Origin of the sequence: Streptomyces avidinii (assembly GCF_014650695.1) — a bacterium.
GTDB lineage: Bacteria > Actinomycetota > Actinomycetes > Streptomycetales > Streptomycetaceae > Streptomyces > Streptomyces avidinii.
Window position 1 is genome coordinate 748,478 of record NZ_BMVL01000002.1, and the last position, 18,842, is coordinate 767,319.

The 18,842-nt window shown below is 71.3% G+C and carries 22 protein-coding genes and 4 pseudogenes; 15 read left to right on the top strand and 11 right to left on the bottom strand.

Annotated elements, in window-relative coordinates:
- Positions 1-67: 67 nt before the first annotated feature.
- Entirely contained in the window at positions 68-919 is an 852-nt protein-coding gene (locus IE257_RS07755) for a LysR family transcriptional regulator (protein ID WP_189965972.1), read from the bottom strand.
- A gap of 95 nt (positions 920-1,014) precedes the next feature.
- Here IE257_RS07755 and IE257_RS07760 point away from each other — a divergent pair, with 95 nt between their 5' ends.
- Positions 1,015-1,746: an SDR family oxidoreductase gene (locus IE257_RS07760; protein ID WP_189965974.1), complete on the top strand. Its 732-nt coding sequence runs from the start codon at positions 1,015-1,017 to the stop codon at positions 1,744-1,746.
- Positions 1,747-1,882: 136 nt separating this feature from the next.
- Positions 1,883-2,092: pseudogene (locus IE257_RS39590) on the top strand (IS982 family transposase); the annotation flags it as partial.
- On the opposite strand, the gene IE257_RS07765 reads toward IE257_RS39590, so the two are convergent.
- Both IE257_RS07765 and IE257_RS07770 read right to left on the bottom strand, forming a co-directional pair.
- Positions 2,088-2,522, bottom strand: a complete 435-nt coding sequence (locus IE257_RS07765; protein ID WP_189965975.1) for a VOC family protein — start codon at positions 2,520-2,522, stop codon at positions 2,088-2,090. The pseudogene IE257_RS39590 and the gene IE257_RS07765 sit on opposite strands and share 5 nt — an antisense overlap.
- Positions 2,523-2,595: 73 nt before the next feature.
- Complete coding sequence (locus tag IE257_RS07770) at positions 2,596-3,552, bottom strand: tellurite resistance/C4-dicarboxylate transporter family protein (RefSeq protein ID WP_229920183.1); 957 nt, start codon at positions 3,550-3,552, stop codon at positions 2,596-2,598.
- 293 nt (positions 3,553-3,845) lie between these two features.
- On the opposite strand from IE257_RS07770, the gene IE257_RS07775 reads away from it, so the two are divergent.
- Positions 3,846-4,301 (top strand): DoxX family protein, encoded by a 456-nt coding sequence (locus IE257_RS07775; RefSeq protein WP_189965977.1) that lies wholly within the window; start codon positions 3,846-3,848, stop codon positions 4,299-4,301.
- Positions 4,302-4,720: 419 nt separating this feature from the next.
- The gene (locus tag IE257_RS07780; RefSeq protein ID WP_189965979.1) at positions 4,721-5,320 is read left to right on the top strand and encodes a YdeI/OmpD-associated family protein; all 600 of its coding nucleotides are present in this window, start codon (positions 4,721-4,723) and stop codon (positions 5,318-5,320) included.
- 139 nt (positions 5,321-5,459) lie between these two features.
- Here IE257_RS07780 and IE257_RS07785 read toward each other — a convergent pair whose 3' ends face one another.
- Positions 5,460-5,864 carry a DUF5997 family protein gene (locus IE257_RS07785; RefSeq protein WP_189965981.1) on the bottom strand — a complete coding sequence of 135 codons (405 nt, stop codon included), beginning with the start codon at positions 5,862-5,864 and terminating at the stop codon, positions 5,460-5,462.
- Positions 5,865-5,922: 58 nt separating this feature from the next.
- Here IE257_RS07785 and IE257_RS07790 point away from each other — a divergent pair, with 58 nt between their 5' ends.
- The 4 genes from IE257_RS07790 to IE257_RS07805 all read left to right on the top strand — a co-directional run bounded on the left by IE257_RS07790 (position 5,923) and on the right by IE257_RS07805 (position 8,972).
- Positions 5,923-6,729, top strand: a complete 807-nt coding sequence (locus IE257_RS07790) for a LysR substrate-binding domain-containing protein (protein ID WP_189965983.1) — start codon at positions 5,923-5,925, stop codon at positions 6,727-6,729.
- A 98-nt stretch (positions 6,730-6,827) separates the two neighbouring features.
- On the top strand, positions 6,828-7,940 hold the full coding sequence (locus IE257_RS07795) for a PP2C family protein-serine/threonine phosphatase (protein ID WP_189965985.1): 1,113 nt from the start codon (positions 6,828-6,830) through the stop codon (positions 7,938-7,940).
- 34 nt (positions 7,941-7,974) lie between these two features.
- Complete coding sequence (locus IE257_RS07800; RefSeq protein ID WP_189965987.1) at positions 7,975-8,346, top strand: VOC family protein; 372 nt, start codon at positions 7,975-7,977, stop codon at positions 8,344-8,346.
- Between the two features lie 185 nt (positions 8,347-8,531).
- The gene (locus IE257_RS07805) at positions 8,532-8,972 is read left to right on the top strand and encodes a hypothetical protein (protein ID WP_189965990.1); all 441 of its coding nucleotides are present in this window, start codon (positions 8,532-8,534) and stop codon (positions 8,970-8,972) included.
- Positions 8,973-9,070: 98 nt separating this feature from the next.
- Here IE257_RS07805 and IE257_RS38025 read toward each other — a convergent pair.
- A pseudogene (locus IE257_RS38025) lies at positions 9,071-9,166 on the bottom strand (DUF3626 domain-containing protein); the annotation flags it as partial.
- A 299-nt stretch (positions 9,167-9,465) separates the two neighbouring features.
- On the opposite strand from IE257_RS38025, the gene IE257_RS07815 reads away from it, so the two are divergent.
- The 3 genes from IE257_RS07815 to IE257_RS07825 all read left to right on the top strand — a co-directional run bounded on the left by IE257_RS07815 (position 9,466) and on the right by IE257_RS07825 (position 12,142).
- Positions 9,466-10,962, top strand: a complete 1,497-nt coding sequence (locus tag IE257_RS07815) for a cellulose binding domain-containing protein (protein WP_189965992.1) — start codon at positions 9,466-9,468, stop codon at positions 10,960-10,962.
- A 184-nt stretch (positions 10,963-11,146) separates the two neighbouring features.
- Positions 11,147-11,545 (top strand): VOC family protein, encoded by a 399-nt coding sequence (locus IE257_RS07820; protein WP_189965994.1) that lies wholly within the window; start codon positions 11,147-11,149, stop codon positions 11,543-11,545.
- Between the two features lie 54 nt (positions 11,546-11,599).
- Entirely contained in the window at positions 11,600-12,142 is a 543-nt protein-coding gene (locus IE257_RS07825) for a GNAT family N-acetyltransferase (RefSeq protein ID WP_189965996.1), read from the top strand.
- On the opposite strand, the pseudogene IE257_RS38030 reads toward IE257_RS07825, so the two are convergent.
- A pseudogene (locus IE257_RS38030) lies at positions 12,126-12,242 on the bottom strand (IS5/IS1182 family transposase); the annotation flags it as partial. The gene IE257_RS07825 and the pseudogene IE257_RS38030 overlap by 17 nt on opposite strands.
- Positions 12,243-12,447: 205 nt before the next feature.
- Between IE257_RS38030 and IE257_RS07830 the strand changes: the two are divergent.
- Both IE257_RS07830 and IE257_RS38035 read left to right on the top strand, forming a co-directional pair.
- Positions 12,448-13,242, top strand: coding sequence for a hypothetical protein (locus IE257_RS07830; protein WP_189965998.1), 795 nt, complete (start codon positions 12,448-12,450; stop codon positions 13,240-13,242).
- 164 nt (positions 13,243-13,406) lie between these two features.
- Positions 13,407-13,547 (top strand): hypothetical protein, encoded by a 141-nt coding sequence (locus IE257_RS38035; RefSeq protein ID WP_229920184.1) that lies wholly within the window; start codon positions 13,407-13,409, stop codon positions 13,545-13,547.
- On the opposite strand, the pseudogene IE257_RS07840 reads toward IE257_RS38035, so the two are convergent.
- A pseudogene (locus IE257_RS07840) lies at positions 13,544-13,931 on the bottom strand (transposase family protein); the annotation flags it as partial. The gene IE257_RS38035 and the pseudogene IE257_RS07840 overlap by 4 nt on opposite strands.
- Before the next feature lie 41 nt (positions 13,932-13,972).
- On the opposite strand from IE257_RS07840, the gene IE257_RS07845 reads away from it, so the two are divergent.
- A complete protein-coding gene (locus IE257_RS07845) occupies positions 13,973-14,467 on the top strand; it encodes a hypothetical protein (protein ID WP_189966000.1) in 495 nt (164 codons plus the stop codon).
- 219 nt (positions 14,468-14,686) lie between these two features.
- Here IE257_RS07845 and IE257_RS07850 read toward each other — a convergent pair whose 3' ends face one another.
- On the bottom strand, positions 14,687-15,337 hold the full coding sequence (locus IE257_RS07850; protein ID WP_189966002.1) for a class I SAM-dependent methyltransferase: 651 nt from the start codon (positions 15,335-15,337) through the stop codon (positions 14,687-14,689).
- A 408-nt stretch (positions 15,338-15,745) separates the two neighbouring features.
- Positions 15,746-16,396 (bottom strand): hypothetical protein, encoded by a 651-nt coding sequence (locus IE257_RS07855; RefSeq protein WP_189966004.1) that lies wholly within the window; start codon positions 16,394-16,396, stop codon positions 15,746-15,748.
- Positions 16,397-16,557: 161 nt separating this feature from the next.
- Here IE257_RS07855 and IE257_RS07860 point away from each other — a divergent pair, with 161 nt between their 5' ends.
- Positions 16,558-17,001 (top strand): PadR family transcriptional regulator, encoded by a 444-nt coding sequence (locus IE257_RS07860; protein WP_372452957.1) that lies wholly within the window; start codon positions 16,558-16,560, stop codon positions 16,999-17,001.
- A gap of 67 nt (positions 17,002-17,068) precedes the next feature.
- Here IE257_RS07860 and IE257_RS07865 read toward each other — a convergent pair whose 3' ends face one another.
- Together IE257_RS07865 and IE257_RS07870 are read right to left on the bottom strand one after the other, a co-directional pair.
- Positions 17,069-17,308, bottom strand: coding sequence for a chaplin (locus IE257_RS07865; RefSeq protein WP_189966006.1), 240 nt, complete (start codon positions 17,306-17,308; stop codon positions 17,069-17,071).
- 317 nt (positions 17,309-17,625) lie between these two features.
- Positions 17,626-18,645 carry a hydroxyacid dehydrogenase gene (locus IE257_RS07870; RefSeq protein WP_229920185.1) on the bottom strand — a complete coding sequence of 340 codons (1,020 nt, stop codon included), beginning with the start codon at positions 18,643-18,645 and terminating at the stop codon, positions 17,626-17,628.
- Positions 18,646-18,842: the final 197 nt, after the last annotated feature.

An 18,842-nucleotide genomic window follows, 5' to 3' on the forward strand; every position in this document is an offset into this window, starting at 1 on the left:
CGGATCGGGCCGCTGCGGCCCGCGCCGTGCGGCGCCGTGCCCGACGACGCGGCCGGGTGTGCGGGAGCTACTGGAGACGTGTCGCAGTCCGGATGAGGTCGGCGACGGCTCTGGACCGGCTGTGCGGTGGCCAGGCGATCACGGTGGTGACGGTCGGCGCATCCAGCACGGGCACGGCGGCGAGGTCACCGTGCAGTTGGGCTCGGCACGACTCCGGTGAGACCGCACAGGCACGGCCGAGCGCGACGAGCTGCAACAACTGCGCATGGTCGCGGACCTGCGGGCCGGGGCCGGGCGGGTAGGTGCCGTCGGGGTCGGGCCAGCGTGGGAGGGGCAGGCCCGGCAGCCCGGTGATGTCGGCCATGTGCACATGGGCCCGGGCGGTGAGCGGATGCCCGGCCGGCAGGACCACAACCTGACTCTCCGTGCTGAGCTCTTCGGTATCGAATCCGGCCGTCGAGTCGAACGGCCGGTGCAGCAGCGCCACGTCGGCCCGGCCCTCGCGCAGGAGTCGTTCCTGCTCGGCCGGACCGCACAGGATGACGTCGACGGCGACCGCGCCCGGTTCGGCGGCGTACGCGTCGAGCAGTCTCGCCAGCAGTTCCCTGGACGCGCTGGCCTTCGTGACCAGGACCAGGCCGGGGCGGCCGGTCCCGGAAAGGGCGGCGCGGCGGGTCCGACGCTCGGCGGCCGCGACCGCGTCGAGAGCCGCCCGGCCCTCGACCAACAGCACCGAGCCGGCCTCGGTCAGCGTGACAGTGCGACTGGTCCGATCCAACAGCACTGCCCCGAGCCGGCGTTCGAGCCGCTGGATCGCCCGTGACAACGGTGGCTGCGCGATCCCGAGCCGCTGCGCGGCACGCCCGAAGTGCAGCTCTTCAGCGACAGCGACGAAATACCGCAGTTCCCGGGTCTCCATCCGGCCACGCTATCCCGGATCAATACCCTGACGGTATCGTTTCGCACCCGATCGGTCTTGGACCCCTGCCGAGGCCCGAAGGCAGCATCGTCCCTATGACTGAACGGACGATCGCGCTGGTCACCGGCGCGAACAAGGGAATCGGCTATGAGATCGCCGCAGGCCTGGGCGCCCTCGGCTGGAGCATCGGCGTCGGCGCCCGCGACGACCAGCGCCGAATCGCCGCGGTGGAGAAACTGCGCGCCGCTGGCATCGACGCGTTCGCCGTACCGCTGGACGTGACCGACGACGCGAGCGCGACCGCCGCCGCACGGCTGATCGACGAACGGGCCGGACGCCTCGACGTGCTCGTCAACAACGCCGCCATCGCAGGCGACATGCCACAGGAGCCCACCCGGATCGACCCCGCCACCATCCACACGGTCGTGGACACCAACGTGATCGGCGTCATCCGCGTCACCAACGCGATGCTGCCGCTGCTGCGCCGCTCCGCCGCCCCACGGATCGTGAACATGTCCAGCAGCGTCGGCTCCCTCACCCGGCAGTCGGGACCCGCCGCCGAGCAGACGGCAGGTCCGGTGTCCGCGGCGTACGCGCCGTCGAAGACGTTCCTGAACGCCGTCACCCTCCAATACGCCCGGGAGCTGAGCGGCACGAACATCCTGATCAACACCGGCTGCCCCGGCTACGTCGCCACCGACCTCAACGGCTTCCGCGGCGTGCGCACCCCCGAACAGGGCGCGGCGATCGCCATCGAACTCGCGACCCTGCCCGACGACGGCCCCACCGGACGGTTCTTCGACGACGCCGGCGTAGTGCCCTGGTGATGTGCACGGCGGCCATCACCCGCCGGGCTGATGCCGCTCGCCGGCGCGCATGACATGAAGCGAGGGAGTCCAAAGGGCGGTTGTGACGCCAGACCTGGACCTGGACTCCCTCGCGACCGCGCTCTACGCGGTGATGCAGACCCTGCTCGACCTGCTCCACGCCGAGCCCGACCTCGTAGCCTCCCGACCGGGACGGACCCTCATCGCCGACCGGCACTACTACGCCCGCACCTTCGAGCACGAGCTCACCGAGTGGGGAGTCCGCCTGGTGCGGCCGGCCCGCAAGGGCGAACCCCCACGGGCCGGATCCGGCCTGTTCAAGCCGCTACGACAGGTCATCGCTAGTGCGAGACGCAGAGCTCGTTGCCCTCGGGGTCGGCGAGTGTCGTCCACACGCTGGGGCCCTGCCGGCCCTCGTGGAGGTGTTCGGCACCCTTGGCGATGAGGCGCTGGACCAGGGCCTGCGGGTCGTCGGAGTCCGTACGGACGTCGAAGTGGACCCGGTTCTTGACCGTCTTGGGTTCGGGCACCAGCTGGAAGAGGACGCGGGGCGCGCGCTCCAGGCCCTCCGGGTGGCGGATCGCGGCGCCCGCTTTCCAGACGAGGGTGCCGCGGTGGGTCTTGGTGTCGTCCTCTGTGGCGTGGCCCGCCTCGATCAGGCCGCGGATGAACGGCTCGTCGCTCGGCTCCACCTCCCAGCCGAGGGCGTCCGCCCACCAGTCGGCGAGCGTGTGCGGGTCGGCCGAGTCGATGGTCACCTGGAATGTGTACGCCATGCCGGGACCCTACTGAGGTGCCGGAGCCCTCGCCACACGGCGCGGGCGCGCAGGGCACGGGCGCCGTCCGCGGTCAGCGGCCCGGCGCCGCGCGCCCGGCGGTGAGGTGCGAGACGACCAGTGCGGCGAAGGTGAGCAACCAGGCGCCTACGGCGATCCACAGCAGCACCTCGCCCAGCGGGCGCAGCCAGGCGATCCCGGCCGGGTCCGCCACCGAGAGGCAGGCGGTGGCCGTCATGCCGAGCGGGAAGACCGTGGCCCAGCGCCGGATGTCGTAGCGCGGCCGGGGGTGGCGCAGTTCGGCGGCGAGGAGGACCACGTACCAGACGAGGGACACGGCGAGCAGGGCCAGGGTGACGGTACGCAGGGCGGTGTGCGCCGAACCGGTCCATACGGGTGATGCCGTGAGCTTGGATCCGGCCAGGGCGGAGATGGAGAGCGCACCGCCGGCCACCCAGTGGTCGCCCGCCCCGCCCACCACCTCCCGCAGGTCGAAGCGGAAGAGGGCCGCCACGTAGCACAGCAGCCCGAGGCAGAAGGTGACCAGCGCGGCCCGGGCCAGCCAGTCCTGGTGACCGGCATCGGCGAGGGAGGCGGCGAGGACGGAGAGCCCCTGGGTGGCGACGCAGCCGAGGAAGGCCGCCCCCGGCATGCGCCGCCGCCAGTGTCGTACGACGTTGAGGAGCAGGCCGGGCCACAGCAGCGCAGCCACCGCGAGCAGCACGGCGGCCGCCGTCCGCCAGCCCTGCTGCGCGAGCCGGGTCCCGATGATGGTGGTGGCGGCGACGGCCGTCAGCGCGCCCGGCGTGTCGGCCTCGGCGCGGAACCGCCCGCGGTCGCCGAGCAGCCGGGAGGTGAAGTCGGCGGCGAGCACGAGCCACAGCACCCCGGCGACGACCAGCGCGACCAGTGACACCGCGCCGTACCCGGTCAGGTACAGGCCCACGGAGATGATGCCGGTGGCCATGACGGCGGCTCCCGCCGCGGGCGGGAGTCCGGTCCACCAGTCGCGGCCGGGGAGGATGCTCACGCCTCCAGCGGACCCCACCGGTCCGCGGGACGCCAGCGGACAGGGCCGACCGGCACGGGAACCACATGGGCCGGGCCCCGGACGCGTACGCGGCCCGCTGCCGCCGAGGAGGGGAACGCTGCGCGCGCCATCGGCGCGGCCCTTCCGGCTCGCAGTAGCGTCGTGACCCCTCGGTGGGTGGCCTGAATGCGCACTTGTCAGCCCGATTAGGCCTACCTAACCTATGGCTCGCCCTAGCTCGAGGGCCTCGGCACGACTTCGGGACCCGTCCCCTACCGAAGGAGCCTCCCCCCATGAACACACGTCTCGACCATGCCCAGCCCTATGCCGTCGGCCTGTTCCGGATCGTCACCGGACTGCTCTTCGCCTCGCACGGGGCCGCGTCCCTCTTCGGTGTCCTCGGCGGTGCTCACGGTGGCGGCACCGTCGCGGCCGGCACCTGGCCCGGCTGGTACGCCGCCGCGATCCAGCTCGTCGCCGGCGCCCTGATCCTGCTGGGCCTCGGCACCCGGGCGGCCGCCTTCGTCGCCTCCGGTTCGATGGCGTACGCGTACTTCACCGTGCACCAGCCCGGAGCTCTGTGGCCGCTCCAGAACGGCGGCGAGGCCTCGGCGATGTTCTGCTGGGCCTTTCTCCTGCTGGTGTTCACCGGCCCGGGCGCCCTTGCCGTGGACGGGCTGTTCCCCTCGCGTTCCGCCGCCTCCCCCGGGCGCCGGGACGAGAGCCGCCCCGAGACCGTGACCGCCTGAGGAATCGATTCAGCGCCCCGCCCGCCGCGGCGCCCGCTCCCGGGGCGCGGCCGCGGGTGCCGGCAGCGGCGCCGGCAGCGATGCCCGGTGGCGGTGCCCGGTGGCGAACTCCGCTCGGTCTGCGCGTCCTTCGCGCCCTCCTCGGCGGCGTCGTTCGGGGGGGCGGTCCGGGTCGTCCGGGTGGCCTGGGCGTTCTCGCTGTCTTCGGTGATGCGTCCACGGCGTGACCGTATTCAGCATTCAGCCGCCCCGGTCCGGGCATCGGCCCCCGGGCTTGCACCCGCGAGCCGAGCCGTGATCGTGGTGCTCCAACTCGATGTCTGCGGGCATGCGTTGGAGAGAACGTCGATGGAGTCCGGGTCGCGTCCCGGGCCGTGTCCGCCGAGCCCCGCCAGGCGGGCGGGCGGTAGCGTGCGTGCATGGAGGAACTGGGCGGGGTGGAGATCATCGGCTTTGCGGACGCCGAGGCGTTCGAGCGCTGGCTGGCCGAGCACCACACGCGCCATGAGGGCGTGTGGATCAAGCTCGCAAAGAAGAAGTCGGGCATCGCGTCGGTCACCGATGACGAGCTGGTCGACATCGGGCTGTGCTACGGGTGGATCTCCGGCCAGCGACGCGCCCTGGACGAGCGGTACTACCTGCAGAAGTACGTACCGCGCCGGCCCAGGAGCCTGTGGTCGCAGGTGAACGTGGACAAGGTCGCGGAGCTGACGGCCGCGGGGCGGATGCGTGAGCCCGGGCTCGCCGAGGTGCGCAGGGCGCAGGCGGACGGGCGGTGGACGCACGCCTACGAGTCGCAGAAGACGGCGGCGGTCCCACCTGATCTCGCAGCGGCATTCGAGGCGCACCCGGAGGCCCGGGAGGCGTTCGAGGCACTCGACCGGACCGGACGCTATCTGGTGATCCTGCCGTTGCTCCAGGCACTCACCCCGGAGGCCAGGCGGGCCCGGCTCGACCGGGCGGTACGGCTGCTCCGGGCGGACGGCGGGAGCGGCGGGAGCGGCGGGAGCGGCGGCTGACCCGACGGGATGCGGGGCGTACCGGCGCGGGAGCGTACCCGGCACCGGGCGTACCGGCGCTGGAACGTACCGGCGCCGGGAAGGCGTCAGGCCCGGCTCCCCAGGGGGAAGCCGGGCCCGGCGGAGGTGGAACCGCAGGTCAGGAGTTCTGGCCGTGGGCCTTCTCGGCCCGCTCCGCGTTCTTCTCCTTGATGCGGACCGTCTCCTTGCGGACCTCGGCCTGAGTGGCGCGCTCACGCTGCAGCCACTCGGGGGCTTCCTGCTTCAGCGCTTCGATCTGCTCCGTGGTGAGGGGCTCGGTGACCCCGCCGCGGGCGAGGCCCGCGATGGACACGCCGAGCTTGGCGGCCACCACCGGTCGGGGGTGCGGACCATTGGCGCGCAGCTCCGTCAGCCACTGGGGCGGATCGGCCTGGAGCGCACTCAATTCGCTGCGCGAGACGACACCCTCCTGGAACTCTGCGGGGGTGGCCTCGAGGTACACGCCCAGCTTCTTCGCCGCGGTCGCGGGCTTCATCGTCTGGGTGTTCTGGTGCGACGTCATGGTGTCAAGAGTATCGAGCGTGTGCGCTACCTCCGACCACGACCGGTAACCTTGCGGGGTGACAGGCTCGGAAGTACCCCATTCGTTCCGGCTCGCTTATGTCCCCGGGGTGACACCCAGCAAGTGGGTGCGTATCTGGAACGAGCGGCTGCCCGACGTCCCGCTGACCCTGGTCGCGGTGTCCCCGACCGAGGTGTTCGGCGTACTGCGGGCGAGCGGTGCCGACGCCGGATTCGTGCGGCTGCCGGTGGATCGTACGGACCTCAGCGCGATCCCCCTCTACACCGAGACCACGGTGGTGGTGATCCCCAAGGACCACCTGGTGGCCGCGGCGGACGAGGTGTCCGTCGAGGATCTTGCCGACGAGATCGTGTTCCATCCCCTCGACGACACCCTGGAGTGGGAGCAGCTGCCGGGCAAGCCCGCGATCGAGCGCCCCGCGACGACGGCGGACGCGATCGAGCTGGTGGCGGCCGGGGTGGGCGTGCTCGTCGTCCCCCAGTCGCTCGCCCGTCTGCACCACCGCAAGGACCTGACCTACCGGCCGGTCTCGGACGCGCCCGCCTCGCGGGTCGCGCTGTCGTGGCCGCAGGACGAGACCACCGACCTGGTGGAGGAGTTCATCGGGATCGTCCGCGGCCGGACCGTGAACAGCACACGGGGCCGTGCACCGACCCCGCCGCAGCCCAAGGCGAAGCGCAAGCGCCCGGAAGCGGGAGCGGGTGCGAAAGCGGGATCGGGTGGCAAGGGGGGATCCGGCAGGTCGGCGTCCGGAAAGCCGGCGGGCAAGAACCCCCGCGGTGGTTCCGGGGGCCCCAAGGGCGGCAAGAGCGGCCAGAGCGGCAAGCCCCGCCGCCGTCCGTAACCGGCGCGCGTCCGTAGCCGGCGCCCCGCCCGATACCGGCGGGGCCCTGACGGCCTGGCTTCGGGGCCCCGGATCGCCGCGCGGTGTATGCAGGAGGGATGGAACTCCGGCCGTCGCACCCACGTCGTCACCGGTCCGCGAAGGTGAGCCCCGCACAGCTGGCGGTCCCGTTCGCGTTGATCGCCCTCGTGACCGTGGTCGATGTGCTCGCTCCCCCCGACGTGCACCTCGGGCCGTTCCTGGTCGCCGCTCCGGCCGTGACCGCTTCGTTCGCGGGGCCGTGGATGACGGCCTTCGTCGGTCTGGTCGCCGTGCTGGCCCAGGTGGTGGTCGCGATGGCTCGCACGAGCCTGACCGACCTGAACCACACCTTCCAGATCATTGCGCTGGTGATGATCTCGGTGTTCGTGACCTTCTTCGCCCACCTGCGCGAGGTGCACGAGAAGGAAGTGATGCAGCTCCGCTCGGTGGCGGAGACCGCCCAGGAAGTGGTCCTGCGGCCGCTGCCCGACCGGATCGGGCCGCTGAGCGTCGCCTCCGTGTACCTGGCCGCCGCGGCCGAGGCCCAGATCGGCGGCGACCTGTACGCCGCCGCCCGTACGGCGACGGGCAAGGGCACGAGGCTGATCATCGGCGATGTCCGGGGCAAGGGGCTGGAGGCGGTCGGGGACGCGGCGCTCGTACTGGGCGCGTTCCGGGCCTCCGCGCACCAGGAGGCCGGACTGCCGGACCTGGTGAACTACCTGGAGGCGGCGGTCACCACGGACCTGGACGGTGCCGGGAACCGGGGCGAGAGCTTCGTGACCGCGGCCGTCCTGGAGATCCCCGATGCCGAACCGGTGCTGCACCTCGTCAGCTGCGGCCATCCACCGCCGCTGCTCGTGCTGCGCGCGGGCGGCGCCGTCCAGCTGGAGGTGTCCCGGCCGGCGCCGCCGCTGGGGCTCGCCGCGCTCGTGGCCTCGGCCGTCACCGCGCAGACCTTCGCGTTCGCCGAGGGTGACCTCCTGCTGCTCTACACGGACGGCGTCCTGGAGGCACGCGACGGTGCGGGCACCTTCTACCCGCTGGCGGAGCGGGTGACCGCGTGGTCGGGCCTGCCTCCGCAGGGGCTGCTGGACCGGGTGTGCGCGGACCTGCTCGCGCACGCGGCCGGCAACACCCTGGACGACGACGCGGCGATGGTGGCGATCGGGCGACCCGTGACTTCGTAGGTGCGACGGGAACCGGGTTTGCCAGAATCGGATCATGTTGACCATTGGAACGATCGTCATGGGCGCCGCGGACGTACGGCGGGCCGCGGACTTCTGGAGCCGGGCGCTCGGCTACGTACCCCGCGACGGGGAGGTGGACGAGGGCTGGACGGTCCTGGTCCCGGCGGACGGGAGCGGCCCGGGGCTGGCGCTCGGCCGCAGTGTCACGCCCGTACAGGAGCGCCCGCGCGTCCACCTCGACCTGTACGCGGCGGACGCGGCCGAGCAGGAGGCGGAGGTGACGCGGCTGGTGTCACTGGGGGCGCGGCACGTCGATTGGGACTCCTACCCGGAGGACCCCGACTTCGTGGTGCTGGCCGACCCCGAGGGCAACCGCTTCTGCGTCATCGACGCCACGCACGGCTGAAACGCCCGACGCCGGGTTCGGCGGGGTCGCGGTACCCAGCAGGCAGACGCTGCGCGCCGGCCACCGGCGCAGGCCCACGGAAGGCCGAACGGCGCCCTGAGCGAAGCAAGTTGATGCGTAGTCAGGCATGATCGGATTCGAGCTGGAGTGGGCATTTCAAGCCAACACATTTCCCTGGGGGATCCTTGCGCCTCAAGAGCAGCCTCGTCGCCACCGCCGCGGCTCTGGCCACCGTCGTCACTCCGCTCATCGCCAGCCCCGCGGCCGCGGCGTCCGGCACCGAGGCAACGGTCTCGACCAACTCGTACTACGGGCGGATGGCCATCGGCTGGCGGCTCAACCCCTACCGTCTCGACCCGATCCAGATCACCGCCCAGGACCGCGCGACCGACGGCTACGTCGTCGGCATCCGCCTCATCACCAACGGCGAGAACGGCCACAAGGTCTGGTCGATGCGGACCGTGCCCAGCGGCCGGACGAGCGCCTCGTGGAGCACACACTTGCAGGCCGGCTGGATCGACAACGCCTACTTCGAGGTCTGCAAGATCGGCGCCGGCAGCGGCGTGATCGCGAGCTGCGAGTCCTCGGCCGTGACGCACAACCCGTTCGACGACTCCTCCATGTAGGACGCACGACGGGGGGGGTGTCACCCGCATGCGGGTGACACCCCCTTTCGCCTGTCTCCGACCGTCGGGACGTGGACCAGGCCGCTGCCGACCTCGATGTCCGGGTAGCAGAACGTGCTCCGCGTCAGCATCTGGGCCGTCAGCCGGAGGTGGGCCGAGCCGAACCGCGGTGCCCCGCGGACCGGCTTGCGGCGGCCGCGCTTGCTCTGGATGCCCTCCGGAGTGGTGCCACCTACAGCGTGGGAGACGCAGCGCATCCCGCAGGGCAGCATGCCGGGGTCTTCGGGCACCGGCTTCGGCGCATGCGGATGTACGGAGTCGAACCCGGGACGCAGGGGCTGCGCGACGCCGCTTCCTGATCCCCCGCTTTCCCCTGCCTTAAGTGGAACCTAAGAGTCATGGGGGCCGCACCGAAACGAACGAATGTCCGTTTCGGTGCGGCTAGCGTGCTGCTGGATCCCCAACTCCCCAGTAACACAGAGGCAGGCACGCGATGGGCAGCACAGTCGGGCACCGGCGCAGGACGAGTCGTACGGCGAAGGTCACGGGCGCGATCGTCGCCGCGGCGGTGATCGGTGGGGCGGCCTTCGCCTTCACCGGGATCGCTCAGGCGACCTCCGTCGGCGCCGTCTATACGAAGTCCAGCTCCTGGAGCGGCGGTTACACCGGCCAGTACGTGATCACCAACAGCACGGGGCAGACGCAGTCGGACTGGACCCTCCAGTTCGACCTACCGGCCGGCACGAAGATCGACTCGCTCTGGAACGGCACGCACACCGTTTCCGGTCGCCGCGTCACCGTGAAGCCCGCAGCCTGGAACGCGCAGTTGGCCGCCGGTGCCTCCGTCACCGTCGGTTTCGTCGCGAGTGGTACCGGCACCCTCGGCGACCCCACGGCGTGCCTGATCAACGGGGTGAAGTGCTCGGTCGACCAGGGTGCCACCGCGCAGCCCAGCGGGCGCCCCACTGCTCGGCCCACCGTCACCGCGAGCCCGGCACCCACCGCGCCCGTCACGTCCGCCGCACCGACCGGGACCAAGTCGCCCTCCCCCACGGCGACCGTTCCCACCCCCACCGCCACCCCCGCGCCCGGGGGTGGCGGCGCGCGCTTCGCGCCGTACGTGGACACCTCGCTGTACCCCGCGTACGACCTGCTCGACACCGCGACGAAGACCGGCGTGAAGGAGTTCCACCTCGCCTTCATCACCTCCGGCGGCAGCTGCGCGCCGCTGTGGGGCGGCGTGACGGACCTCGCGAGCGACAAGGTCGCCGCCCAGATCGGTGCGCTGCGTGCCAAGGGCGGCGATGTCCGGGTGTCGTTCGGCGGGGCCGCCGGACACGAACTGGCCCTGAACTGCTCCACCGTGGACGAGCTGACCGCCGCGTACGGGAAGGTCGTCGACCAGTACCGGCTCACCAAGGTCGACTTCGACATCGAGGGCGCCGCCCTGCCGGACACGGCGGCCAACGCCCGCCGCGCGCAGGCCATCGCCCGGCTGCAGAAGTCCCACCCGGGCCTGGACGTCGCCTTCACCCTGCCCGTGATGCCGGAGGGCCTGACCCAGCCGGGCGTGGCACTGCTGGCCGACGCCAAGAAGAACGGTGTACGGGTCGACGCCGTCAACATCATGGCGATGGACTACGGCCCGGCGTACAGCGGGGACATGGGCCAGTACGCCATCCAGGCCGCGACGGCCACGCAGGCACAGATCAAGGGCGTGCTCGGGCTCTCCGACGCGGCGGCGTGGAAGGCCGTGGCCGTCACGCCGATGATCGGCGTGAACGATGTCACGAGCGAGATCTTCACGGTGGCGGACGCGAACCAGCTCGTGGAGTTCGCGGCATCGAAGGGAATCGGCCGACTGGCCATGTGGTCCTCCACGCGCGACAAGCAGTGCGCGGCCGGGGCCGTCAACCACGCCGACGCGACGTGCAGTTCGATCCTCCAGCAGCCGCTGGCCTTCACCAAGGCCTTCTCGGCGCTCAAGTAGCCGCGCGACCGGCCGGTACGGGACGGGGCGGGGCGGGGCGGGGCAGGAGCGGGGGCGGGGGCGGGGGGGGCGGCGAGGGCGTCGTCCCCGCCGTTCCGCGTCCCACAGCCGACGCCGAACGTACAGGTGGGGCCGGACGCAATTGCGGTGGTGCAACGAGAGGTACTGGGGCAGGCTGAGCTGCATGGTTTCGGTAGTGCAGAACGTGGCGATCGACTGTTCGGATGCCTATGAGCTGGCCCGGTTCTGGAGCGAAGTGACCGGTGGTGCGATGCATCCCCAGGACGGACCGGGCGACCGGGAGACTCAGGTGACACTTCCGGACGGCCCGCTGCTGTATTTCAACCAGGTGCCCGAACCGAAGACAGTCAAGAACCGGATCCACTTGTGCCTGCGTCCGACGACCTCGCGCGAGGAGGAGGTCGAGCGGCTGCTGAGTCTCGGAGCCACCCTGGTCGCCGATCGGCGGGAGCCCGGCGGCGCGGGCTGGGCCGTCCTCGCCGATCCTGAAGGCAATGAGTTCTGCGTCCTGCGTAGCGAATCCGATCGCGCTGAGATGTCTCCCCAGGGCTCGGAATCCTAGGGCGTCTATCGAAAGTGCCTGGTGGAGAGCCCATTTGTGATCCAGAATGATTGGATGGTCACGCTTGAGACTCCCCGTTTGATCCTTCGGCGCTGGCGCGAGGAAGACGTCGCGCCCATGGCTGCCATCAATGCCGACCCCGAGGTCATGCGGTGGATCCGTGACGGCAGCGTCCGTGACGAACAGCAGACTCGCGGCGGGGTCCAGGCATGGGAGAGCGAGTGGGAGTCACAGGGCTTCGGCCTGTTCGCCGTGGAGATCCGGTCCACTGGCGAGCTGGCCGGGTTCACCGGGCTTTCGGTGCCCGAATTCTTGCCGGAGATACTGCCGGCGGTTGAGGTCGGCTGGCGGCTCGGACGTTCCCACTGGAGGCAGGGCTTGGCCACCGAGGCCGCCGCGGCCGCTGTACGGTTCGGGTTCGAAGAGCGAGGGCTGGAGCGGATCGTCAGCATCACTCAAGTGGGCAACGACGCCTCCGAACGGATCATGACCAAACTGGGGATGCATCCGGTGCGTGAGACCGTCAATCCCACCGGCGGTCGGCGAGTAAGGGTGTTCGAGTTGTCGTCGGACCAGTACGTCACAACCATTCGTTGATGGCGGCAACGCGGACGGTGGCCTCGTAGCGGACCGCGAGTTTGTCGTACCGGGTGGCCACGGCTCGATGTCTCTTGAGGCGATTGATGCTTCGATACACGACCTGGAGCGCCGACCGGCCTCTCCCGCAGCCATCGCACGTGACCGCACGCCCCCTCCGCGCAACCACTGCTGCCCCGCCCGCACTTGTCCGACGGACCGGGCGGGAGCAGAGTGAGGGCGGCGCGAACGGGGGCGGGCGGCGCTGCTCGGCCCCTGTGCGTCGTGCACGACGCACCGCATCCGAGGAAAAGGAGCGTAGGGGCATGCCCATCCAGCAGACGATCGACCACCCCACCAACTGGATCATCCAGGTGGACATCGAGGACGTGAGCGCGCTCGCCCTGCACGGCGCACCCGCCGGTGAGCGGCTCGTGGTGTTCGTGACGGAGACCCACCACAACACGCGCTACGACAGCGACCGGCGCGATGAGATCATCCGGCGGCTGTCCTCGCACCCCAAGGTCACGCTCGTCCTCGAACGGGACATCAGCCCCATCCCGCCGGCGCCCAACATGGTGGTGGAATCCACCCCGGGCCTCGCCTCCGGCGACTCCAAGCGCGACGACACGGTGATCGCGCAGCTCGTCGAGCACCTGAACCGGCTGCCTGCCGGTCAGAAAGGGCGGGCGATCGTGTTCCTCTTCGGGGGCGACCATTTCGACAAGCTCCGCACCCGTCTCGATGCTGCTCTGCCGGAACCGGTGACGCTCCGCCACTTCCGCTCGATCCGGGACCAGCTGGACGCCCTGCGGGTCGCGGCCCCGCAGCCCGGTCCGGCGGACCGGCCCATCGGCTGGGTCCGCACGAGCCAGTTCGCGGCGAACGAAGGCCAGGAAGCCCTCAACTGCGACCTCCTCCGCCGCGGCCTCGCGCCCGTCCCGTACCAGGTGCACGTCCACTCGGCGGCCGTCTTCGCGTGGGGGAAGCTGGGCTTCCATCTCCACACCTCGAACCAGTCGATCATCGATCGCGCCACCTCCCTCGCCGACGACGGCACCCTCCCCCTCATGATCCGCGACCCGCAGGAGATCACGGGCCGTGAAGGCCGGGTGGGCTGACACCGGCCTGGTTCGGGGGTTCGGGAGGGTCACCGGGGCCGTCGCCGTCCGGCCCCGCCCGCGAGCACTCCGAACGGCGCCTCGTCACCCTGCGCGGCGGCCCGCACATCCAGGAGCGGGCGGACGAGTTCTTCGGTCCGCTCGCCGGGCGCCTCGATGCCGCGATGTCCCCCTACCCGCCACAGCTCCTGGAGCAGTTCGAGCAGTTCATGGCCGATCTGAACGCCACCACGGACGCCCACCTCGTCGAGCGGAGCCCGGTGACATCGGGCCCCGGCGGCGTCCTCCGGGACCGCCGGCGCTAGAGGTCGCCCCGGTTGGGGTGGGGCAGTGCCGGGTTGTGGAGGCGGAGCAATGCCGGGCATGGCGTGGTGGACACCGGTTCCGCGCAGGCGGCAGTCGCGGAGGATCTTCCAGTTCTTCACGCGGGAGAAGGCGTGCTCGACGCGGACTCGTGCCCGTCGGTGGACGGCGTTGCCGGCTTCCTGTTGAGGCGTCGGGCGTTCCCGGCCCGGGCGTCGGCGGTGCGGCATGAGAGCCCCTGCGCCTTGGTAGCTGCCGTCGGCCGGTACCGGAGCGTCGCGGCAGGCCCGGTCGACGCCGGACTCGGTCAAGGCCCGGTAGTCGTTACGGTTGCCGGGCAGAGGCAGGCCGACGGCGACGAGCCTGCTCTTGGCGTCGATCACCACCCATGACGGGGTCCCCGCAAGGGGAATGGTTGGATACAGGCATGGACAACGGCAGCCACCAGGAGTCAGGTCTTTCCAAGAGCGTGTGGAGCGACGCCGACTTCACGGAGATGGGCTGGCACGACGCCACCATCCACGGCCTGTCCGTACAGCCGACCGAGGACATCCTGCCGCGCCTTCTCCTCGATCTCGACTACATCGTCCGTTGGGTCCACCCGGTCCCGCCGGCAACACACTTTTCCTTCTGGATGGCCCCGGCGACACTCGTCTTCGAAGACGTCTGGGACCTTGAAGGTGACCTCGGCTTCAAGGGCACGATCCCAGACCTGGAGATCGACGGCCTGCACCGACTGGTGCCGGACGACGGGCGGCGAGACCTCCCGCTCTGGCACATCGAAGGCCATGCGTTCGACTTGAAGTTCCGTGCCTCCGGCTACCGCCAGTACTTCCGGCAGGCTCCGACGCTCGTATCTCGGCAGGCGTTGACTCACGCAGAGCGGGGCGGGTGCGCATTCACCGAGGTCGGCTTCCACTGACACACGAGCTCCTCGACCGTTTCGGTGAGCTGTAGTCCCGGCAACACGGCATTGATCGGCTCTCCAACGCGGTGTCCGAGGCCGAGCGCGATGAGCTGGAAGAGGCGCGTCAGGCTTTGCGCTTCTGCCATCGGGGGTACCCGATCCGACCCGAACCTGCTCGACCGAGCCGCAAGCCGCAGCTCCGGGCGCAACGCCCCGGCGGGCAGTGGGCCCTGATCATTGGGCTTTGCGTGCGAGCAGGTGAACCTCCTGGAACTGCCGTCGGTCGGTGGGCTGCGGCTCGCGAACCATCCGGGCCACCTCCGCCAGTCCGGACCCGCGCAGCAACGCGGCGAAGTGATCGGGCGACCACCGATAGGCCGGCGCGACCGTGTGATCGAATGCCTGCGTCGGGTGGGACGGGCCATCGCTCGCCGAGAAGCCGACCAGAAGGTGTCCGCCAGGTGCCAGCACACGATGGAACTCCGCCAGGATGTCGGGGAGTTCCTGCGGCGGAGTGTGGATGACGGACCACCGTGAGAGGATGCCGCCCAGCTCGGCGTCCGCGATGTCCAGCGTGGCCATGGAGCCCACGTCGAAGCGCAGGCCCGGATAGGCCTGCCGGGCCAACTCGATCATCGTGGGCGAGACGTCGACACCGTACGGCGTCAGCCCCAACTCATCGAGATGGGCGGTGACATGGCCGGGCCCGCACCCCAGATCCGCGACCCGGCCGTTGCCACTCGAACGAACGGCTTCGCCGAAGACGCCCAACATCGCACGGTCCAGGGGACTGTCGCGCAGGGTGTCGCGGAAGAGCTGCGCATAGGTGGGCGCAGCGGCGTCGTAGGCCTCGCGGGTGGCACTGAGGGCATCGTGTTCGAGCATGTCCGCGAGAATAGTTCCCGGAGCCGCGGTACAGGAGCCGCTCGACCGAATGGCCGACCTCCGCGATGCACGACGGACCGTGACGTGCTCTCAGATTCTCAGAACTCCGGGCGGAGAACGCGTTTACGGGAGGGCATCCGGGTCACACGCGTGGATACGGAAGCGAACACCTCGCGGTGGAGTGCTTCCGGAGCGGGTCCCGCCGCATGCCGCCCTTCCCCCAGGCGTCATGCGGCAGGCTCGCCCGCACGACGGGCTGCCGCCCGGATCCGTACGGCACCCCGGCACCCCGCGTCCCGGCCCCCTCCCCGGCCGGGGACCGGGGGACGCCGGGCAGGCCCTCGGCGCCGGCGCTCGTACCGCCGTCCCCGGGCAACGGGTCCCGACGGCAGCAGCCCGGCGTGGTCCCTACGCGAGGATGCCCGCGCGCGTGGCGAAGTCGATGGCCGCGTCGAGGCGCGGGGCCGGCCGGCCTTCGGTGTGGGCCGCCGCCAGCAGGGCCGCCACGGCGGCCGCGTCGGCCTTGCGTTCCCGCGCGAGCGCCCCGAACCGGGCGATGGCCTCGGTCAGGCCGCGTTCCATCGCGCTCGGAACGTCGAACGAGGACACGGTCAGTCCGAGGTACTCCGCCTCGTCGGCGCCGACCCAGGCCGCGGCGCCCTCCAGTCCGTCCTCCCGCACCTGGTCCGGGTAGGGGATCCGGTGCCAGGCGCCGTCCTCCCACCAGTAGACGAAGCCGAAGAGGTTGCCGGCGGCATCGTCCCGCAGGAGTTCCCAGGGCAGCCAGTCGGGGCCGCCCGCGAGGAAGTCGATCTGCTCGCCGCCGACGTGGGTGTGGCTGCCGTCGGGGTCCTGCCCGCAGAACACCGCGCGTCCCCCGTCGAGTACGGTCAGGCGCCACCAGCCGCCGGCGCCGGTGGTGTGGCACCACACGCCGTCGCCGTCGAGGGCGAACTCGGTATTGGTCGAACACGCGGTGTCCACCATGGCCATGGTCACCGCCCTGGCCCACAGCAGTTCGGGGTGTTCGAGGTCTTCGGGCCGGCTCGGCGTGTGCATCGTGTGGTCTCCTCCCGGGTACGGGGTCAGCCTCGCACGCGGGTCGGGTTCAGCCGAAATGCCGATGGCCGTACGGGTCCGGCAGCGGGGAGGCTGTTGTACGGCCCTTCGACTGCTCGTGATGTGCCGCCCGCCACACGGAGGGCGCCTGACTGTTGCGGATGTCCTGCCGACAGGAGGGCCTCGTGGTGGAGGTCGGCGTGGCTCCGCGAGAGATGACGCGTACGGCCTTCTACGTACTGACTGCGCTGGCCGACGGCCCGCGGCACGGCTACGGCATCGTCCGGGAGACCGCGGCCCTGTCGGAGGGGCAGGTGCAGCTGCGCATCGGGACGCTCTACGGGGTGCTGGAGCGGCTGGCGGCCGAGGGAATCATCGAGCGGGACCGCGAGGAGGCCCACCAGGGCCGGCTCCGCCGCTACTACCGCCTGACCGACGACGGCGAGGCGGCGCTCGGCGCGGAGGCCGCGCGCATGGCATCGGGCGCACGGGTCGCGACCCGAAGGCTCGCCGCCCGGCAGCCGGCCCACAGCACCGCACCAGCGGCCGAGCAGGACCCGGACGTGTTCGCCGCCGACCACGAACTGCACGGCACCCCGCCCTGAGGGCGGTGACGCGTGCGGGCTCGTCCCGGTCGAGCTTCCGGCCGGGACGAGCCGCTGTTCACGAGTCTCAGACGTTGATGCAGGTGTTGCCGGCGGCCGGGTTGAGCGCGCCGATCACGTTGATGCTGTTGCCACACACGTTGATCGGAACGTGAATCGGGATCTGGATCAGGTTGCCCGAAAGCACACCGGGCGAGCCGGCCGCGATGCCCTCCGCGGTGGCGTCCGCCGACGCCGACGACGCACCGCCGATGACCGCCAGGCCCAGCACCAGAGCGAGACCCGCACTCTTCAGAACACGCGACACGTGACTTCTCCTTGTAACCGCACAGCGATGCCGGAGCACCGCACGGCCCCGAGCGGGGCCGTCGCCCTTTCCTTCGGCAGCTGACGGCCTCTCGGCCTGGGTCGGACCGCCCGGTTCCCTCGAAGAGGTGGCCCCGCGCCCTCCGTTTGGACGTATCGGCCGCCGGCGTGCAACGCGTGGCGAGCCCCGATCGCTTCCCCGGTCCGCGGCGTTCCCCCGCCCCGGATTCCCCGGTCGACGGGGCGCGTTCCCGCATCGATCGGGAACGGCGGAGATCCAGCCTCGCTCCTGCCCGTCCGTGAGTCGGATCTCTGCGTTCAGGCGGTCCGGTCGAGGTCCTCGCGGTGCACCGGATGGGCGAACGGCAGGCCCGCGGCGTAGCGGGCGATCTCCTGGATCGCGGAGTCGGCCAAGCGGTGGAGTTCGTTGCCGAGGGAGCCCGCGACGTGCGGGGTGAGCAGTACGTTCGGCAGGTCGTACAGCGGGGACTCGGCGGGCAGGACCTCCGGCTCGGTGACGTCGATGACGGCGTGCAGCCGGCCGGAGGCCAACTCGTCGGTGAGCGCCTCCGTATCCACGAGGGAGCCGCGGGCCGTGTTGATCAGCGTCGCACCCTCGCGCATCAGGCCCAGCCGCCTGCGGTCGATCATCGCCCGGGTCCGGGGCAGTTCCGGCGCGTGCAGGCTGACGATGTCGGACACCCGGCAGAGCTCGTCGAGCCCGACGGGGCGGACTCCGAGGCGCGCCGCCTCCTCCGCGCTCGTGTACGGGTCGTACAGGACGAGTTCGAGGTCGTACGGGCGCAGGAGCTCGATCACCCGGCGGCCGATCCGGGAGGCGCCGACGACACCCACGGTGCGGCGGTAGTTCCCTGCGTGGGCGTAGCGCTGGTGCCAGTCGTGCCGACGGCCGCGCACGCTGCGGTACTCCTCGCGCAACTGCATCACGCGCTTGTTGGAGAGCAGGACCATGGCCACGGTGTACTCGGCCACCGGCGCGGAGTTGGCCGCCGCGGCGCAGGAGACGGCGATGCCGCGGTCCCAACAGGCGGCGGTGACGAGCTGCTTGACGGAGCCTGCCGCGTGTACGACGGCCCGCAGTCGGGGCGCGGCGGCGAGCACCCGGGCGTCGACGGCCGGTGCGCCCCAGCAGGTGAGCAGGATCTCCGCCTCCGCCAGGGCGGCTGCCGCCGCGCCCGGCCGTCCGAAGTCGTCGACCACCGAATCCGTTTCGATCAGCGCTACTTCGCGCAGCCGGCGGTCGGCGGCCGCGTCCAGCAGACGGGGCCGCAGCTCGGGGGACATCGCGAGCAGGGTCCGCGGGCGGCGAAGGGACATCCGGGTGCTCCTCATTGCGGCGGCGGCGGTGGCGGTGGCGGCGGCGGCGGCGGCGGGTGACGACGGCGGGCAGCTGCGTGAGGTCGCGCCGACCCTACGAAGCCGCATCCCGGCCGTCAAGGTCGCGAAAGGTGCGCTCATTTGGGCATGCATACCCGTGATGTACCCATACGCAGGACGCGACGAGGGGGAGCCTG

Bases quoted from the DNA above. Each gene is read 5' to 3' on its own strand.
- IE257_RS07765 (WP_189965975.1), bottom strand. From the start codon at position 2,522: ATGGCGTACACATTCCAGGTGACCATCGACTCGGCCGACCCGCACACG.
- IE257_RS07775 (WP_189965977.1), top strand. From the start codon at position 3,846: ATGAACACACGTCTCGACCATGCCCAGCCCTATGCCGTCGGCCTGTTC.
- IE257_RS07850 (WP_189966002.1), bottom strand. From the start codon at position 15,337: ATGCTCGAACACGATGCCCTCAGTGCCACCCGCGAGGCCTACGACGCC.
- IE257_RS07785 (WP_189965981.1), bottom strand. From the start codon at position 5,864: ATGACGTCGCACCAGAACACCCAGACGATGAAGCCCGCGACCGCGGCG.
- IE257_RS07780 (WP_189965979.1), top strand. From the start codon at position 4,721: ATGGAGGAACTGGGCGGGGTGGAGATCATCGGCTTTGCGGACGCCGAG.
- IE257_RS07845 (WP_189966000.1), top strand. From the start codon at position 13,973: ATGGACAACGGCAGCCACCAGGAGTCAGGTCTTTCCAAGAGCGTGTGG.
- IE257_RS07855 (WP_189966004.1), bottom strand. From the start codon at position 16,396: ATGCACACGCCGAGCCGGCCCGAAGACCTCGAACACCCCGAACTGCTG.
- IE257_RS07795 (WP_189965985.1), top strand. From the start codon at position 6,828: ATGGAACTCCGGCCGTCGCACCCACGTCGTCACCGGTCCGCGAAGGTG.
- IE257_RS07815 (WP_189965992.1), top strand. From the start codon at position 9,466: ATGGGCAGCACAGTCGGGCACCGGCGCAGGACGAGTCGTACGGCGAAG.
- IE257_RS07825 (WP_189965996.1), top strand. From the start codon at position 11,600: ATGGTCACGCTTGAGACTCCCCGTTTGATCCTTCGGCGCTGGCGCGAG.
- IE257_RS07760 (WP_189965974.1), top strand. From the start codon at position 1,015: ATGACTGAACGGACGATCGCGCTGGTCACCGGCGCGAACAAGGGAATC.
- IE257_RS07800 (WP_189965987.1), top strand. From the start codon at position 7,975: ATGTTGACCATTGGAACGATCGTCATGGGCGCCGCGGACGTACGGCGG.
- IE257_RS07820 (WP_189965994.1), top strand. From the start codon at position 11,147: ATGGTTTCGGTAGTGCAGAACGTGGCGATCGACTGTTCGGATGCCTAT.
- IE257_RS38035 (WP_229920184.1), top strand. From the start codon at position 13,407: ATGTCCCCCTACCCGCCACAGCTCCTGGAGCAGTTCGAGCAGTTCATG.
- IE257_RS07860 (WP_372452957.1), top strand. From the start codon at position 16,558: ATGTCCTGCCGACAGGAGGGCCTCGTGGTGGAGGTCGGCGTGGCTCCG.
- IE257_RS07755 (WP_189965972.1), bottom strand. From the start codon at position 919: ATGGAGACCCGGGAACTGCGGTATTTCGTCGCTGTCGCTGAAGAGCTG.
- IE257_RS07870 (WP_229920185.1), bottom strand. From the start codon at position 18,645: ATGTCCCTTCGCCGCCCGCGGACCCTGCTCGCGATGTCCCCCGAGCTG.
- IE257_RS07830 (WP_189965998.1), top strand. From the start codon at position 12,448: ATGCCCATCCAGCAGACGATCGACCACCCCACCAACTGGATCATCCAG.